The 17,587-nt window shown below is 68.5% G+C and carries 13 protein-coding genes and 1 tRNA gene; 5 read left to right on the forward strand and 9 right to left on the reverse strand.

The genetic code is table 11. The annotated features are described in order from the left end of the window. Positions 1-116: 116 nt before the first annotated feature. Positions 117-4,301, reverse strand: a complete 4,185-nt coding sequence (gene hrpA / locus WS75_RS00880; protein ID WP_059678744.1) for an ATP-dependent RNA helicase HrpA — start codon at positions 4,299-4,301, stop codon at positions 117-119. Between the two features lie 23 nt (positions 4,302-4,324). Between hrpA and argA the strand changes: the two genes are divergently transcribed. Both argA and WS75_RS00890 read left to right on the forward strand, forming a co-directional pair. Further along, entirely contained in the window at positions 4,325-5,704 is a 1,380-nt protein-coding gene (gene argA / locus WS75_RS00885; RefSeq protein WP_059678745.1) for an amino-acid N-acetyltransferase, read from the forward strand. Positions 5,705-5,757: 53 nt separating this feature from the next. Continuing rightward, entirely contained in the window at positions 5,758-6,033 is a 276-nt protein-coding gene (locus tag WS75_RS00890; protein WP_006478357.1) for an oxidative damage protection protein, read from the forward strand. A gap of 170 nt (positions 6,034-6,203) precedes the next feature. Here WS75_RS00890 and WS75_RS00895 read toward each other — a convergent pair whose 3' ends face one another. The 3 genes from WS75_RS00895 to WS75_RS00905 form a co-directional block, all read right to left on the reverse strand. After that, the gene (locus tag WS75_RS00895) at positions 6,204-7,616 is read right to left on the reverse strand and encodes an MFS transporter (protein WP_059678751.1); all 1,413 of its coding nucleotides are present in this window, start codon (positions 7,614-7,616) and stop codon (positions 6,204-6,206) included. A 176-nt stretch (positions 7,617-7,792) separates the two neighbouring features. Next, complete coding sequence (locus tag WS75_RS00900; protein WP_059678752.1) at positions 7,793-8,995, reverse strand: CaiB/BaiF CoA transferase family protein; 1,203 nt, start codon at positions 8,993-8,995, stop codon at positions 7,793-7,795. A 14-nt stretch (positions 8,996-9,009) separates the two neighbouring features. Further along, positions 9,010-10,764: an acyl-CoA dehydrogenase family protein gene (locus WS75_RS00905; RefSeq protein WP_059678746.1), complete on the reverse strand. Its 1,755-nt coding sequence runs from the start codon at positions 10,762-10,764 to the stop codon at positions 9,010-9,012. Positions 10,765-10,937: 173 nt separating this feature from the next. Here WS75_RS00905 and WS75_RS00910 point away from each other — a divergent pair, with 173 nt between their 5' ends. Next, positions 10,938-11,840 carry a LysR family transcriptional regulator gene (locus WS75_RS00910; RefSeq protein WP_059608433.1) on the forward strand — a complete coding sequence of 301 codons (903 nt, stop codon included), beginning with the start codon at positions 10,938-10,940 and terminating at the stop codon, positions 11,838-11,840. Between the two features lie 21 nt (positions 11,841-11,861). On the opposite strand, the gene WS75_RS00915 is transcribed toward WS75_RS00910, so the two are convergent. From WS75_RS00915 to WS75_RS00930, 4 genes are all read right to left on the reverse strand, one after another. After that, positions 11,862-13,280: an amino acid permease gene (locus tag WS75_RS00915; protein ID WP_059678747.1), complete on the reverse strand. Its 1,419-nt coding sequence runs from the start codon at positions 13,278-13,280 to the stop codon at positions 11,862-11,864. Positions 13,281-13,372: 92 nt separating this feature from the next. Next, positions 13,373-14,440: a porin gene (locus WS75_RS00920; RefSeq protein ID WP_257129304.1), complete on the reverse strand. Its 1,068-nt coding sequence runs from the start codon at positions 14,438-14,440 to the stop codon at positions 13,373-13,375. Positions 14,441-14,548: 108 nt separating this feature from the next. Next, entirely contained in the window at positions 14,549-14,935 is a 387-nt protein-coding gene (locus WS75_RS00925) for a RidA family protein (RefSeq protein WP_059678749.1), read from the reverse strand. Positions 14,936-14,965: 30 nt separating this feature from the next. Beyond that, a complete protein-coding gene (locus tag WS75_RS00930; RefSeq protein ID WP_059678750.1) occupies positions 14,966-16,180 on the reverse strand; it encodes an amino acid aminotransferase in 1,215 nt (404 codons plus the stop codon). 191 nt (positions 16,181-16,371) lie between these two features. Between WS75_RS00930 and WS75_RS00935 the strand changes: the two genes are divergently transcribed. Beyond that, positions 16,372-16,854, forward strand: a complete 483-nt coding sequence (locus WS75_RS00935) for an Lrp/AsnC family transcriptional regulator (protein ID WP_059608438.1) — start codon at positions 16,372-16,374, stop codon at positions 16,852-16,854. 83 nt (positions 16,855-16,937) lie between these two features. Continuing rightward, a tRNA-Val gene (locus tag WS75_RS00940) sits at positions 16,938-17,012 on the forward strand. Positions 17,013-17,173: 161 nt separating this feature from the next. Here the strand turns inward: WS75_RS00940 and WS75_RS00945 are convergent. Further along, positions 17,174-17,587: aminotransferase class III-fold pyridoxal phosphate-dependent enzyme (locus tag WS75_RS00945; RefSeq protein WP_156429680.1), on the reverse strand; the 414-nt coding region annotated here is incomplete at its 5' end.

The following is a 17,587-nucleotide window of genomic DNA, read 5'->3' on the forward strand; positions in this document are numbered from 1 at the left end:
CGGTTGACCGAAGGCGGCATTGCGCCACTTCGACGCAGGTCGCGGCGGCCGTGCGGCCGGCGCCTTGGAGCGGCCGGGACCTGCAACCGGTGCGGGCCCGGCCGATCGCCGTTGCGCTAGCGCTGCATCGACTCCCACACCTTGTGCAGACGCTTGACAGAGACAGGCATCGGCGTGCGCAGTTCCTGCGCGAACAGCGAAATTCGCAACTCCTCCAGCAGCCAGCGGAATTCCGCGAGACGCGGATCGGCGACGCCGCCGCGCTGCGACACCGCGCGCTGATACTGCTGGACGAGCGGCAGCAGCTCGCCGGACTGCTTCGCGTCGCGCGCCGGGTCGGCCTTCAGCTTGTCGATCCGTAGCGCGATGCCCTTCAGGTAGCGCGGGAAGTGTGCAAGCTGCACGTAAGGCGTATCGATCACGAAGCGCTTGCCGACCAGCGCAGCGAGCTGCTGCTGCAGATCGGCATGGGCCTGCGCGAACGGCTTCGCCTGCGCGAGCTTCTTCGCAAGCCCCGCATACTCGGCGAGGATCTGCCCGACGAGCCGCGCGATCTCCTGCGCGAGCAGGTTCAGGCGGCTCCTGCCCTCGTCGCGGCGCGCGTGGAAGCTCGCGTCGTCGTCGGGCAGCGGATCCTGCAGGCACGCGCGGTCGAGCGCCGTGTCGATCAGCTGGTCGCGCAGCTCGTCCTGCGTGCCGAGCGACATGTACTGCATCGCCATCTCGCGCAGCCCCGGCAGGTTCTTCTCGAGGAACTTGATCGGCTCCTTCAGCTGCAGCGCGAACAGCCGCCGCAAACCGGCCCGGTGGATCCGCGCGGCCTCCTCCGGCGAGTCGAACACCTCGACGTCGCAATGCGTGCCGCGATCGACGAGTGCGGGATAGCCGTACAGTGTCTGGCCACGGCGGCGGATCTCCAGCAGCTCGGGGAGCTTGCCGAAGTTCCACGTCGTCAGGTTCTCGTACAGCGCGGTCGCGCCGGCTTCCGCCGGGGCGGCCGTGTGCGGCGCCGTGCCCTTGCCCGGCTTGCCGCCCTTCGCCGCCGAACCCGGCACCGCGGCGAGCGCCGGCGCGTCACCCGCATCGCCGTCGCCCGCTTCGCCGCCCGGCGCGATCGTCGACGCCGCCGCGATCTTCTGGAACTGCTGCTGCGCCTGCGCGCCGAGCTCCTGGCGCAGTTGCGCGAGATTGCGCCCCATCGCGAGCTGGCGGCCGTGCTCGTCGATCACCTTGAAGTTCATGAACAGGTGCGCGGGCAACGTCTCGAGCTTGAAGTCGGCCGTCCTCATCGCGACCTGAGTCTCGCCGCGCACGTCGGCGATCAGCGCCTCGACGAGGCCGCCCGCGCCGAAGCGCTCGCGGCCCATCCGCTCGACGAAGCCGGCCGCGTATTCGGGCAGCGGCACGCAGTGCCGGCGCAACTTCTGCGGCAGCGACTTCAGGAGCAACTGCACCTTTTCCTTCAGCATCCCCGGCACAAGCCATTCGCAGCGGCGCGCGTCGACCTGGTTCAGTGCGTACAGCGGCACCGCGAGCGTCACGCCGTCGCGCGGCGTGCCGGGCTCGAAATGGTACGTGAGCGCCATCTCGACACCGGCCATCGTCGCGCGCTTCGGGAACAGCTCGGTCGTCACGCCGGCCGCCTCGTGGCGCATCAGGTCGTCGCGCGACAGATACAGCAGACGCTGCTTCTCCTCTGCCTGACCGCCCTTCTTCACCTCGTCGCGATACCAGCGCTCGAACGCGGCGCCCGTGTGGATTCCCTCCGGAATCGCCTGGTCGTAGTACGCGTAGATCAGCTCGTCGTCGACCAGCACGTCCTGGCGGCGCGACTTGTGCTCGAGCTGCTCGATGTCGGCGAGCAGCTTGCGGTTGTGCGCGAAGAACGGCAGCTTCGTGTCGAATTCGCCCTCGACCAGCGCGCCGCGGATGAACAGCTCTCGCGCCCGCGCCGGATCCTGCTTGCCGAACGCGACGCGCCGGCGGTGGTAGATCGGCAGCCCGTACAGCGTCGCGCGCTCGAACGCGCTGACCTGCGCGGGACGCTTTTCCCAGTGCGGCTCCGACAGCGATTTCTTCAACAAGTGCGCGCCGATCTTCTCGACCCATTCCGGCTCGATCTTCGCGAGACAGCGCGCATACAGCCGGCTCGTCTCGACGAGTTCGGCCGTCATCACCCAGCGGCCGGCCTTCTTCGCGAGCGCCGAACCCGGCCACAGGTAGAACTTGATCCCGCGCGCACCGAGGTAGTGCGGATCGTCGTCGGCCTTCATGCCGAGGTTGCCGAGCAGGCCCGTCAACAGGGCCAGATGGACCTGTTCGTAGGTCGCCTCGACCTCGTTGAGCCGCCAGCCGTGCTCACGCACGACCGTCAGCAGCTGCGAATGGACGTCGCGCCATTCGCGCAGCCGCAGATGCGACAGGAAGTTCTGCCGGCACGCGTCGACCAGCTGGCGGTTCGACTTCTTGTGCGCGACCGCTTCTTCGAACCACGCCCAGATCTTCAGCCACTGCAGGAATTCGGAGCGCTCGTCGGCGAACCGGCGGTGCGCCTGGTCGGCCTGCTCCTGCGCCTCGATCGGACGGTCGCGCGGGTCCTGCACGGACAGCGCGCTCGCGATGATCAGCACCTCGCGCAGCGACTGCTGGTCGCGCGCGGCGAGAATCATCCGGCCGACGCGCGGATCGAGCGGCAGCCGCGCGAGTTCGCGGCCGAGCGGCGTCAGCGCGTTGTCGTCGTCGACCGCGCCGAGTTCGTTGAGCAGCTGGTAGCCGTCCGCGATCGCGCGGCCGGGCGGCGGCTCGAGGAACGGGAACGATTCGATCGCCGTCAGGTGCAGCGACTTCATCCGCAGGATCACCGACGCGAGCGACGAGCGCAGGATTTCCGGATCGGTGAAACGCGCGCGCGCCTGGAAGTCGCTTTCCTCGTACAAGCGGATGCAGACGCCGTCGGCCACCCGGCCGCAGCGGCCCGCGCGCTGGTTCGCGGCGGCCTGCGAGATCGACTCGACCTGCAGCTGCTCGACCTTGTTCCGGTACGAATAGCGCTTCACCCGCGCGAGACCGGTGTCGACGACGTAGCGGATGCCCGGCACCGTCAGCGACGTTTCGGCCACGTTGGTCGCGAGCACGATGCGGCGGGCGTTCGACGCCTTGAACACCTTGTCCTGGTCGGCCGCCGACAGCCGCGCGAACAGCGGCAGGATCTCGGTATGCGGCGGATGATGCTTGCGCAGCGCCTCGGCCGCCTCGCGGATCTCGCGCTCGCCGGGCAGGAACACCAGCACGTCGCCGGGGCCTTCGCGGCACAGTTCGTCGACCGCGTCGACGATCGCGTCCATCAGGTCGCGTTCGGCCTCGCGCGCGGTCTTCACGCGATCGCGGCCGCCCGTGCCTTCGGCGTTCTTCACGGCCGGGCGATCCTCGGCCACCGGCCGGTAGCGCATCTCGACCGGATACAGCCGCCCGCTCACCTCGATCACGGGCGCCGGGCGCTCGTCGGTGCCGAAATGGCGCGCGAAACGGTCGGCGTCGATCGTCGCGGACGTGACGATCAGCTTCAGGTCCGGCCGCCTCGGCAGGATTTCCTTCAGGTAGCCGAGCAGGAAGTCGATGTTCAGGCTGCGCTCGTGCGCCTCGTCGATGATCAGCGTGTCGTACGCCTTCAACAACGGATCGGTCTGCGTCTCGGCGAGCAGGATGCCGTCCGTCATCAGCTTGACGGACGCGCCCGGCGCGAGATTGTCGGTGAAGCGCACCTTGTAGCCGACCACCTCGCCGAACGGCGTGCCGAGCTCCTCGGCGATCCGCCGGCCGGTCGACGACGCGGCCAGGCGCCGCGGCTGCGTATGGCCGATCAGGCCGGTGCCGCCGGCGCCGAGGCCGCGGCCGAGATCGAGACAGATCTTCGGCAGCTGGGTGGTCTTGCCCGAACCCGTTTCACCGCAAACGATGACAACCTGATGACCGGCGATCGCGCGCGCGATTTCGTCGCGCTTGCCCGACACGGGCAGGCTTTCGGGGTAGGTGATCGGCGGAACGGGATTGGGCGCGACGGCTGCGCGCGGCGGCCGTTCGCGGCGCGGTGCGCGCTCGCCGGCGGCCCGTGGCGCGCCCTGCGCGGCCGGCTGGCCCGGTTCGCGGCGCCGCTCGTCGCCGCGCGGCGGCTGACCCGCCTGCTGTTGCTGCTGGCGCGCCGGCTGGCCCTGCTGCTGACGCGCATCGGCCGCACCCTCCGGGTGCCGGGCCGACGGCGCTTTGGCCCGCGTCGGCGCGGGACTTTTAGGTACATTCGACATGGGGGCGCATTATAATCCCGCCCATGAATTCCCAAACCGACCTCCCACCCGCCCAGACCGGCGCTGCGACGCCGCCGGCCGCCGACGATTCGGCCGCCAGCCACGCGCAGTTCGTCGACTGGATGCGCTCCGTCGCGCCCTATATCCACAAGTTCCGCAACAGCACGTTCGTCGTGGGGTTCGGCGGCGAGGTGGTGCAGCAGGGGCTGCTGAACGCGCTCGTGTCCGACATCGCGCTCTTGCAGGCGATGGGCATCCAGATCGTGCTCGTGCACGGCTCGCGGCCGCAGGTCGAGGAGCAGCTGAGCCTGCACGGTGTCGAATCCGAGTTTTCGCACGGGCTGCGCATCACCGATGCGCGCGCGCTCGAATCCGCGAAGGAAGCGGCCGGCGAAGTGCGTCTCGACATCGAGGCGGCGATCAGCCAGGGGCTGCCGAACTCGCCGATGGCGCACGCGCACATCAGCGTCGTGTCCGGCAACTTCGTGACCGCACGGCCCGTGGGGATTCTCGACGGGGTCGATTTCGCGCACACGGGCATCGTGCGCAAGATCGACGCCGAATCGATCCGTCATTCGCTCGCGAGCCGCAAGCTCGTGCTGCTGTCGCCGCTAGGCTTCTCGCCGACCGGCGAGGCGTTCAACCTGTCGATGGAAGATGTTGCGTCGGCCGCCGCGATCGCGCTGCGCGCCGACAAGATCATCTTCCTGACCGAAGCGCCCGGCATCGTCGACGACGAAGGCGAACTGATCCGCGAAATGTCGCTCGACGCGGCCGCCGAGCTGCTCGATTCCGGCAACATCCAGGGCGACGATGCGTTCTTCCTGAAGCACTCGATCCGCGCATGCCGCGGCGGCGTGACCCGCGCCCACCTGATTCCGCAGTCGCTCGACGGCAGCATGCTGCTCGAACTGTTCCTGCACGACGGCGTCGGCACGATGATCTCGTACGAGAACCTCGAGAGCCTGCGCGAAGCGACGCCGGACGACGTCGGCGGCATCCTGTCGCTGATCGAGCCGCTCGAGTCGGACGGCACGCTGGTGCGGCGCGGCCGCCACCAGATCGAACGCGACATCGACCACTTCTCGGTGATCGAGCACGATGGCGTGCTGTTCGGCTGCGCGGCGCTGTACCCGTACCAGCAGGAGAAGATCGGCGAGATGGCGTGCCTGACGGTCGCGCCGGAAGCACAGGGCTCGGGCGACGGCGAACGCCTGCTCAAGCGCATCGAGCAGCGCGCCCGCGCGCGCGGCCTCACGCACATCTTCGTGCTCACGACGCGCACCGAGCACTGGTTCCTCAAGCGCGGCTTCGTCAAGGTCAGCGTCGACGACCTGCCGGAAGACCGTCGCAAACTCTATAACTGGCAGCGCAAGTCGCTCGTGCTGATGAAGCAGCTCTGAGCGCAGGCACGACTGCCCTTCCCCCCAGACACCGATTACAGGAGAAGTACACGATGGCTCGAATGATCCAATGCGCGAAGCTCGGCAAGGAAGCCGAAGGCCTCGATTTCCCGCCGCTGCCGGGCGAACTCGGCAAGCGCATTTACGAGAGCGTCTCGAAGGAAGCGTGGCAAGGCTGGCTGAAGCAGCAGACGATGCTGATCAACGAAAACCGCCTGAACATGGCCGACCCGCGCGCGCGCCAGTACCTGATGAAGCAGACGGAGAAGTACTTCTTCGGCGACGGCGCGGACCAGGCGTCCGGCTACGTGCCGCCGACGGAAGGCTGAAGCACCGCGAATCGCGCAGGCCGGCCGCACCGGCAGCGACGAGCAGCGAAGCAAACGGCATCGTGTATCGCACGGTGCCGTTTGCTTTTGGGAGCGCGGAATCGGGGCGATGCGATCCGGCCGGCGCGTTCGCTGCCGCCGAATCGGCACGTCACGCCGGCCCGGCGGATTCAACCCGCCGGTTTCAACGCACCGCGGTCGCCCGCTTGCGCGGTCTCGCCGGCCGGACTTTCAGCGCTCGCGCCTTCGGTGCCCCATTCCGCCGCATCGCTGCGCTCGGCGCTCGACAGCTCGTCCGCGCGATAGCCGGTGCGATTCAGCAGCGCCAGCATGCACGCGAGCGACACGAGCGCGTACAGCCCCGACACGATCGCGACGCCGACGATGCTGCCCGTCGCATTGAGGATCGCCTGCGCGAGCACCGGCGTGCCGCCGCCGACGACGAGCGCGCTCAACTGATACGCGAGAGACAGGCCCGTATAGCGGATGTTGGCCGGAAACACGCGCGCGAGCACGCCGCCGACCGCGCCGTAGAACATCGCCGACGGAATCGTCGAGATGCACATGCCCGCGACGGCGACCCAGTACGAACGCGTCGCGAGCGCATGGAACATCACGGGCATCAGCACGATCTCGGGAATCAGGATCCAGCACATCGCGCGCCGCATGTCGACCTTCGACACGAACCACGCGCCGACCGGCTGCATCAGGAACTGCACGACGAGCGAAATCGACAGGATGCCGAGGAACGTGCCCTGCGCGTAGCCGAGCTCCTTCGTCGCCCACGACAGCGCGAACGTGCTGCGGAAATACGTGACGTTGATCACCGGCAGCGTGCCGGCCGCGAGCAGAACGACGACCCAGTGGTCGCGCACGACGTCGCGCAGCGGCAGCTTCACCGTGCGCTTGCGTGCGAGCACGCGCTGCATGTCGATCGACTCCTCGAGCCGCAGCCGGATCACCATGCCGATGATCACGAGCACGGCCGACAGCAGGAACGGAATGCGCCAGCCCCACATCAGGAACGACGGCGTCGGCAGCGCGCTCAGCGCGAAGAACGCGGCGGTGGCGAGCAGGTTGCCGGTGGGCGAGCCCTGCTGCGCGAACGCCGCATAGAGGATGCTGCGATGCTTCGGCGCATTCTCGCTTGCGATCAGCACCGCGCCGCCCCACTCGCCGCCGACCGCGATGCCCTGCAGCACGCGCAGCACGACGAGGCCCGCGGGCGCCCACACGCCGACCGACGCATAGCCGGGCAACAGGCCGATGCCCGTCGTCGCGAGCCCCATCATCACCAGCGTGATCACGAGCGCCGTCTTGCGGCCGACGCGATCGCCGAGATGCCCGAACACGATGCCGCCGAGCGGCCGCGCGGCGAAGCCGGCCCAGAACGTGACGAACGCGAGCAGCGTCGCGACGCCCGGATCCATCGTGCGGGAAAAGAACACCTTGCCGAACACGAGCGCCGCGGCCGTGCCGTAGATGTAGAAGTCGTACCACTCGATCGTGGTGCCGACGAACGCCGCGAGGGCGGCACGGCCGGGCCGCGGCTGCGCGGCGGATGGGGATTGCGGACGGCTCATCGATGTCTCCATGTTCGTGATCGGCGGCGCGACTGTCGCGCGCCTTGCCGGATGGCCGGCCTTGCGCCGCCGGCTGGCGGTGGTGCTTTACGGCGCTTCGCGTTGCCTTGCGTTGCGCCGCTTTTCCCTGCGACGGGTCGGCCGGGGATGCTCGCGTGCGAGCACCACTCGGCCGGTCACGCCGGGTCCGGCGCGACCTTCAGCACGCCGGCGTCGAGCAGTTGCTGCTGGAGCGCGGGATCGACGCCGAGGCGGTCGAGCACCGCGCGCGTGTCGCGGCCGAGCGCGGGTGGCGGCGAACGATAGGTCGCCGGCGTGCGCGACAGCTTCACTGGCGATGCGGTGCCGCGATATGCGCCGATCTCGACGAACAACGCGCGGTGCAGCGCATGCGGGTCGCGCGCGACATCGGCGACCGTGCGCACCGGCCCGCACGGTACGCCCGCCGCCATCAGGTCGCGCGCCAGCGGCTCGCACGGATGGGCGGCGAGCCGTGCCTCGAGCTCGACCTTCAGTTCGAGCCGGTGCGCGCAGCGGCTGCGGTTGTCGGCGAAGCGCGGATCGTCCGCGAGCGCCGGCGCACCGAGATACGCGACGAGGCGCGCGAACTGCCGGTCGTTGCCGACCGCGAGGAAGATCGGCACCGTCGCCGTGCGATAGCTGTCGTACGGCGCGATGTTCGGATGCGCGTTGCCGCTGCGCTCGGGCACGCGCCCCGAGCCGAAGAAGTTCGGCAGGTGCGGATGCAGCAGCGACACGCCGCAGTCGTACAGCGCGATGTCGATCGACTGCCCCAGCCCGCTCTTCTCGCGCTCCGCGAGCGCCAGCAGGATGCCGGCAAGCGCGTTGAGCCCCGTGACCATGTCGACGATCGGCAACCCGATGCGCATCGCGTCGCCGTCGCGCTCGCCATTGACGCTCATCAGCCCGGCCATCGCCTGGATCACCGCGTCGTAGCCGGGCAACCCGCCGAGCGGGCCGTCCTCGCCGAAGCCCGTCACCGCGCAGTGGATCAGGCGCGGGAAACGCGGCTGCAGGTCGCGCGCATAGTCCATCCCCCAGCGCGCGAGCGTGCCTGGCTTGAAGTTCTCGACGAGCACGTCGGCGTCCTCCAGCAGGCGCCACAGGATCGCGCGCCCATCGTCGCGGGACAGGTCGAGCGCGAGCCCCTCCTTGTTGCGGTTCACGCCCATGAAGTACCACGCGGTGTCGCCGAGGAACGGCGGCCCCCAGCCGCGCGTCTCGTCGCCGCCCGGCGGCTCGATCTTGATGACCGTCGCACCGTGATCGGCAAGCGCCTGCGTGCAGTACGGACCGCCGAGCACGCGGCTCAAGTCGACTACCTTCAGGCCATCGAGTGCGCCGCGCGGCGCGTTCATCGCTTCCGTCGCGCTCATCGTTCAACCTCCGGCAGCAGGTCGAGCGCCATGTCGAGCGGCACCGTTGTGCCGCGCAGCAGCGCGTCGAACGCCGCCGCTTCGTCGTCGCGCGACGCCGGTGCGAGCGGGTCGACCGGCAGCAGCTTGTGACGCACGACCAGGTGTGCGAGCGCGAGGCGCCGGTAATCGGGTGCGAGCTGTGCGCCCTCGCACGCCATCAGCACGGCCGCGCTCGCGTAGTAGAGCGCCGACGCAGCCTGCCGCACGCGCGCGTCGTCGCCTTCATCTGCAACCCGTGCGAGCGCATCGCACGCGCGCATGAGAATGCGCCGCAGCGCCGCGCGGCTCGCGTCGGGCAGCGGCGCCGCGCCGAGCCGGTCGCCAAGGAACGTGCGCAGCGCGTCGAGCGCCTGCTCGCGCTGCGCGGCGCGCGCGACGTCGAGCGCGACGATGTTGCTGGTGCCTTCCCAGATCGAGCCAAGATGCGCGTCGCGCACGAGACGCGCATCGCTCCATTCCTCGATGTAGCCGGTGCCGCCGCGCACCTCCATCGCGTCGCCCGTCACGCGGCGCGCATCGCGGCACGCGCGGAACTTGATCAGCGGCGTCAGGATGCGCACGCAGCGCGCGACCTGCTCGTCGCCCGCATCGGCCTGCGGCAGCAGCATCGCGATCTGCATGAACATCGCGCGCGCGGCCTCGGCCGGCAGCAGCATCTTCATCAGTTGACGCTGCATCAGCGGCATCTCGATCAGCTTGCGGCCGAACGCCTCGCGATGCGCGGCGACGTGCAGCGCCTCGTTCAGCGCGCGCCGCATCAGCCCGGCGGCGCGCACGCCGTTCGACAGCCGCGACATGTTGATCATGTCGGCCATCTGGTGGAAACCGCGACCGATCTCGCCGATCAGGTAAGCCTGCGCACCTTCGAGCGCGATCTCGCCGCTCGCCATCGAACGGCTGCCGAGCTTGTCCTTCAGTCGTACGATCCGATAGCGGTTGCGCGTGCCGTCCGGCAGCGTCTTCGGCAACAGGAACAGCGCGAGGCCCTTGATGCCAGCCGGCGCGCCGTCGGGCCGCGCGAGCACCATCGCCAGGTCGGCGTCCGCGTTCGAGCAGAACCACTTGTCGCCGTACAGGCGCCACACCGCCCCGCCCTGCCCGTCGGTTTCGCGCGCCGCGCGCGTCGTGATGCGGCCGACGTCGGAACCGGCCGCCTGCTCGGTCATGAACATCGCGCCCTGGAACAGCGTGTCGAAATCGCGCGACGCGAGCATCGGCAAATACTGCTCGACGAGCGCCCGATCCCCGAAACGGCGCAGCGTGCGCGTCAGCGAATCGGTCATGCTGACCGGGCAGCACAGCCCGAATTCCGCCTGCACAAACAGGAACGTCAGCGCGTACTTGACGAGCGGCGCCACCGCCTCGGGCTGGTGGCTCAGCGCCGCGAGCCCGAGTTCCGAATAGGCGACCCGTTCGAGCGCGACATACGCGGGATCCTTGTCGATCCGCTGCACAGCCTCGCCGCGCCGGTTGCGATGCTCGAGCACGGGCGGATGCTTGTCCGCGCGCGACGCCCACGCGTCGAGTTCGCCCGACACGCGCGCGCCGAGCGCGTGCAGCTGCGGTTCGAGTTCCGCGTATCGGGCCGCGCCGAGATGCAGCTTCAGCAATGCGCCGAGGTCGGGATCGGACGTGAAGAAATTGATGCCCCGGCTATCGGGGATGTTGTTGGCCGCGCCGGTGTCCGGCGTGCGAGCGGTGTCGTTCATGCGTGCGTCTCCAGGGTGGCCCGGCTGCCGGCCGGTGCCCGCGCCGTGGCGGCGCGGCCGGCGGGTGCCAGGCGTTCAGCAGAGCGTAGGCGCGCGATCGATAAGCGTCCAATACAGGATTTATCCGGTACGATAGACGAAGCTTATCGATGCCGATGCGGGAAGGAGACACCATGGAACTGAGGCAGTTGCGCTACTTCGTGGCGGTCGCCGAGGAACTGCATTTCGGGCGCGCGGCGAAGCGCCTGTTCATCTCGCAGCCGGCGCTGAGCTTCGACATCCGCAAGTTCGAGGATGCGCTCGGCGTGCAGCTTTTTTCCCGCACCAACAAGACGGTCGCACTGACCAACGCGGGCGCCGTGCTGCTCGGCGAAGCGCGCCGGCTGCTGCTGCAGGCGGCCGAGGCCGAGCGTCTCACGGTGCGCTCGGCGTCCGGTCTCGCCGGCCGGCTGCGGATCGGCTTCGTCCATTCGATGCTGTATCGCGGGCTGCCCGATGCCGTGCGGCGCTTCGAGGCCGACTATCCGAGCGTCGAGATCGTGCTGAGCGAGATGAACACGCAGGCGCAGGTGCAGGCGATCCAGCGCGGCCAGATCGATCTCGGCTACGCGCACTGGGGCCACTGCCCGCCCGAGGTCGAATCGGCGCCGGTCTACGCCGAACCGTTCGTGTGCTGCCTGCCGGCCGCGCATCCGCTCGCGCGGCGCCGGCAGGTCACACTCGCCGCGCTGGCCGCGGAACCGTTCATCCTGTTTCCGCGCGACGCGGCGCCGCACTATCACGACCTGATCATCGCGCAATGCGTGAACGCGGGATTCAGCCCGCTGATCCGTCATGAGGCGCGGCTGTGGCAGACGATCCTGTCGATGATCGAATTCGGGATGGGCATCGCGCTCGTGCCGCGCGTGCTGCAGCAGGTGAAGAGCGACCGGCTCGTGTTCCGGCCGCTGAAGGATGCGTCGCTCGAATCGCGCACGCTGGAGTTGAAGCGCAGCGGCACCGCCGAACCGGTCGCGCTGCGCTTCGCCGACTACGTGCGCGCGTCGATCGACGCGCTGCCCGCGCTCGCGGGCTGAGCAGGCGCCGACACTTCTCCGCTACTTCGCTTCCGGCTGCAGCACCGGCTGCGCGCGCCGATACCACACCGCGTACACGACGGACAGCGCGAAAAGGAACGGAATGCCGAAGATCAGCGTCATGTGGAATTCGGCCGTGAAGTAGGTCGTCACCATCACCGCGAGCATCAGCGCCGCGCCGAGCAGCGTCAGCAGCGGAAAGCCGCGCATCCGGAACGCGGGCGCCGGCAGGCCGAGCGCCGCGCGACGCCGCCGGAAGCAGTAATGCGTGACGAAGATCATCATCCACGTGAACAGCGCGCCGAACATCGACACCGACATCATGATCGTGAACGACGCGTCCGGATACAGCACGCTCAGGACCGTCGCGAGCGCGATGCCAAGCGTCGACAGCATCAGCGCGCCGAACGGCACGCCGCGCGCGTTCACCTCGCCGAGCGCCTTCGGCGCGTAACCCGCGCGCGACAGGCTGAACATCATCCGCGTCGTGATGTAGAGCTGGCTGTTCATCGCGGACAGCGCGGCGATCAGCACGACGAAGTTGATCAGCCCGGCCGCTCCCGGCAGGTGGATCGCCTCCATCACCTTCACGAACGAGCTCTCGTCGCGCCCTGCCGCCGTCCACGGCACGATCGCGAGCATCAGCGCGAGCGTGACCAGGTAGAACAGCACGAGCCGCACGATCGTCGAGCGGAACGCGCGCGTCACCGCGCGCTCGGGATCTTCGGCCTCGCCCGCCGCGACCGCGATCATCTCGATGCTCAGGTAGCTGAATATCGACACGATCACCGCGACCCACATCCCCCACATCCCCTTCGGGAAGAAACCGCCATGCTCGGTGTAATGGTGGAAGCCCGCGCCGGCCGCGCCATCGCCGACCAGCGCCGGATTACCGAACACGACGTACGCGCCCAGCACGATGAAGCCGACGATCGCCGCGATCTTCACGACCGAGAAGCCGTATTCGACCGCGCCGAACACGTCGACGCTGCGCGCGTTGACGAACACGAGCAACGCCGAGAAGCCGACGATCCACAGCCAGCCCGGCACGCCCGGGAACCAGTACTTCATGTACAGCGCGATCGCGGTGACTTCGGTGCCGACCGCGAGCACGATGCACGCCCAGTACGCATAGCGCACGAGGAACCCGGCCCACGGGCTCACGTAATGTTCGGCGTACGCGCCGAACGACCCGGAGGTCGGGTGCGCGACCGTCATCTCCGCGAGACAGCCCATCAGCAACAGCGAGATGAACGCGCCGATCGCGTAGCTGACGAGCACGCTCGGGCCGGCGAAGCCGATCGCGAACCCGCTGCCGAGAAAGAGACCCGTGCCGATCGCACCGCCGATCGCGATCATCGCCATCTGCCGTGCGGAAAGCGTGCGGCGCAGACCCTGCTCGCGCGCCGCGATATGCTGGAATTGCCCTTCTGGTTGCATCGAATGACCTCGTTCGAAAGCGTGTGTCCGGTCGAAACGTCGACGGCGCACGGACCGGTGCCGGACCGCACCGGCCACCGCGCGCCGTGTGCTCAGAACATGTGGCGCAAGCCGGCCGCGATACCCGTCTGGTTGCCGCGTCCGGGCATTTCGGTGAACGCGCCGCCGGTCACGCGGTTGTAGTCGACCGTCGCGTAGACCTGCGTGGCCTTCGACAGAGCGTACTCGGCCTCGAGCACGCCCGTATAGCGCTTCCCGCCGTTGCCTGCGATGCCGTTGACGTTGCGGATATCGTCGTAGTACGCGACGCCGGTCACCGACACCGCTGGCGTTACCGTCACGCTCGCACCGGTATAGAAGATCGCGTCGCGGCGCGGATTGTCGGCGAACGAACCGTAGGTCACGTCGCGGCCCGGCGCGTTCAGCAGTTGCTGGTCGAGCATGCCCGTGCGGTCGATGCCGCCGAGATAGCCCGCGTACAGCGTCGCCGCGCCGAACGCGTAGCGCGCGCCCGCGCCCCATGCCTGCTGCGCACGGCTGTTCAGGTCACGCACCTGCTGGTAGGTCGCGCCGACCATGAGCCCGCCGAGCGTGTACGACACGTGCGTGCCCCAGTACGCATTCGCGCCGAGGCTGCCCGCGACGCCGCCGAAGCCGTAACTCGCGCCGACGTTCAGCCCGCCGAACGTGCCGTCGTAACTGACCACGTTGCTCGCGCGGCCCTGCGTGAGGAAGTACGGCCACATGTTGGCCGTGTAGTTGCCGACCGTCAGCGGATCGAGATCGCCGAACAGGTTGAACGCCTCGGTCGCCTGCCGGCCGAGCCTCACGGTGCCCCAGTCGCTCGCCAGGCCGACATACGCGTAGCGGCCGAACAGCGCGCCGTCGAGCTGCCCGTTCTGCGGCTCGAAGCCGCTCTCGAGCCGGAAGATCGCTTTCAGCCCGCCGCCGAGCGCTTCGCTGCCCTTCAGGCCCCAACGGCTGTTGGTGATCGCGCCGTTGGTCATCTGCACGCTCGCGTCGTTCGACGCGTTCGCATGCGTCGTGTAGCGAATGCTCTGGTCGACGATGCCGTACAGCGTCACGCTGCTCTGCGCCATCGCGCCGCTCGCGGCGAGCAGGCCCGCTATCGTCGGTAGTGCGAATCGATTGATACTCATCTTCTTCGTCTCCATCCTTGTCTGAATATTTGATGTTCGTCGGGGGGGGGGGGGGTGATGCTTGTCGGTAATCGTGGGTGCTGCAATCGTCGCGAAGTCGCGTGCCGGCTAGCCGCGTGCCGCCGGCAGCGCGACATACGCGACGAGTTCGACGCGCATGTCAGGGTGCGCGAAACCCTGCACGCCCACGCACGTGCGGTTCGGATACGGCTCGCGGAAATGACGCCGGTATTCGACATCGAATTCGGGCATCGCCTTCACGTCGGACAGGTAGACGAGCACCTGCGCGACGTCGTCCATCGTCGCGCCCGCCGCCGCGACGGCCTTCGCGAGATTGCCGAGCGTGATGCGCGCCTGCTCGGCCATCGTGTCGCCGGCGATCGCACCGGACGCATCGACCGGCCCATGGCCGGTAAACATCAGCCCGCCTGCGCGGGTGGCCCACGAGAACGGCTGCGCGAGCTGGGGCAAGTCGACCGGAATGGTGTCTGCCATCGTGTCCTCCTTCGGTTCGGGGTCGGCCGCTCAAGCGGCCTGGCGCGACGTGCCGCCGAGCACGTCGGTGATCGCGTTCGCGACGTGGTCGACGTTCGCGCCGTTCAGGCCCGCGATGCACATGCGGCCCGAGCGCAACAGGTAAACGCCGTGTGACGCGCGCAGCCGATCCACGTCGCGCGCGGCGATGCCCGTGTAGCTGAACATGCCGCGCTGCGTGACGAGCGCATCGAACGCGGGCACCGGCAGGCGCGCATCGAGCCGCGCCTTCAGCGCGCCGCGCATCCGCTTGATGCGCGTGCGCACCTGGGCCACCTCGTCTTCCCAGCACGCACGCAGGACGTCGTCGCTCAGCACGGCCGACACGAGCTGCGCGCCGAACAGCGGCGGGCTCGAATAGGTGCGGCGCACGCCGGCTTGCAACTGGCTCAGCACCGTCGCCGCTTCGCCCGCGCTCGCGCAGACGATCGACAGGCCCCCGACGCGCTCGCCGTACAGCGAGAAGTTCTTCGAGAACGAGTTGCTGACGATCGCCGGCAGTCCCGCTTCGACGATCGCGCGCACGGCCCATGCGTCGTCGTCGAGCCCGTCGCCGAAGCCCTGGTACGCCATGTCGAGGAACGGAATCAGTCCGCGGCGCGCGAGCACGTCGATCACCGCGTTCCATGCGTCGCGGCCGAGATCGAGGCCCGTCGGGTTGTGGCAGCACGGCTGCAGCAGCACGATGCTGCGCGCGGGCAGCGCGTCGAGCGCCGCGAGCATCGCGTCGACGCGCAGGTCGTTGCGCGCTGCGTCGTAGTACGGATACGTGTGCACGTCGAGGCCGGCCGCCGCGAAGATCACGCGATGGTTGTCCCACGTCGGATCGCTGACCCAGATCGCGCTGTCGGGGAAATAGCGCTTCACGAACTCCGCGCCGAGCCGCAACGCGCCCGAGCCGCCGAGCGTCTGCAGCGTCGCGACGCGCCCTTGCGCGAGCGCTGCGCAGTCGGCGCCGAACACGAGGCGCTGCACGCCCTGCCGATACGCGGCAAGCCCTTCCATCGGCAGATAGGTATGCGGCGCGCCGGCTTCGCGCACGCGCTCGGCCGCGAGACGCGTGCTCTCCAGCACGGGGATGCGGCCGGCGTCGTCGTAGTAGAGACCGATGCTGAGGTTGACCTTGTGCGGATGGGCATCCTGCTGGAACGCCTGGAACAGCGACAGGATCGGGTCGCCCGGATAGGCGGGAATGTGTTCGTACATGACGCAATGACGGTAGGAGTTGAAGGCGGCGATACGGCCGGCGGCGTGACAGTGCGTCAGGCCGTGCGGTCGAGGCATGGGGCGCATGTTATCGAGGACGAAATAGAATGAGCTTCACTTTTCGATGACGAATCGCCGCCATTGCAGTAGAGTCTGCGCTTGTCATCTCAAAAATTACGGGATTCTGCGAAATGAATCTGGATCGAACCGACATGCGGATCCTGCGGCATCTCGAGCGGGACGGACGCATCAGCAATCAGGACCTCGCGAACGCGGTCGCGCTGTCGCCGTCGGCGTGCCTGCGGCGGGTGAAGTTGCTCGAGGAGCGCGGCGTCATTTCGGGCTATCGCTGCACGATCGAGCCGAAGAAGGTCGGCGTCGCGTTCGAGGCGCTCGTGCACGTGTCGATGCGGCCGGACGTGCCCGAATGGCACGACCGGTTCGTGGAGGCGATCCAGGAGTGGCCGGAAGTCATCGCCGCGCAGATCGTGACGGGCGGCTCGAACTACGTGCTGACGGTCCGGGCGCGCGACCTCGACCACTATTCCGACTTCGTGATCAACCGCCTGCACCGCGCGACAGGTGTGATGTCGATCAATTCGAGCATCGTGCTCGCGACGCTCAAGCGCGACGGCTCGATCCTCGATCTCGTCGAGCCGTCGACGGCCGGCTGACGAACTTTTTGCACCGGCCTGAAAAATATTTGAAGAAAGTGCTTTACGAACCCGAAAAGCTCTGACATAATTTCAGCTTCTTTGGGCGGTTAGCTCAGCGGTAGAGCACTGCCTTCACACGGCAGGGGTCACTGGTTCGATCCCAGTACCGCCCACCAAAGAATTCAAGGGCCTGCGTCTCACGACGCAGGCCCTTTTCGTTTTGCGGCCGCCTTTGTGCTGCGGCGCGCCTCCCCTGCACGCGTCCTTGCGCTCGCGTGCCAGGTTCGACGGGCAACGACGCTTCGGCCACATAAAGTCGAAGCGTCGCGACGACTGACTACCCTGCCCGCCTCACCCGCTCCGCCGTCGCGTCGAACGCGCGCTTCGCCTTGTCGACGATCTCGTCGACCTCCGCCTCCCGGATCACGAGCGGCGGCGACAGCAGCATCCGGTCGCCGGTCGCACGCATGATCAGATTGCCGTTGAAGCAGAAGTCCCGGCAGATCGTGCCGACGTCGACGCTGGCGTCGAACCGCTCGCGATCGCGCGCGAGCTGGACACCCGCGACCAGCCCCGCCCCCGCGATCTCGCCGACGATCGGATGATCGCCGAGCGCTTCCCGCAGCCGACGCTGGAAATACGGCCCGATGTCACGCTTCACGCGCTCGACGATCCCTTCGTCGCGCAGCAGCTTCAGGTTCGCGACCGCCACCGCCGCCGCGACCGGATGGCCCGAGTACGTGAGGCCGTG

It is taken from the genome of Burkholderia sp. FL-7-2-10-S1-D7, assembly GCF_001524185.1.
GTDB classification, from domain to species: Bacteria; Pseudomonadota; Gammaproteobacteria; order Burkholderiales; family Burkholderiaceae; genus Burkholderia; species Burkholderia diffusa.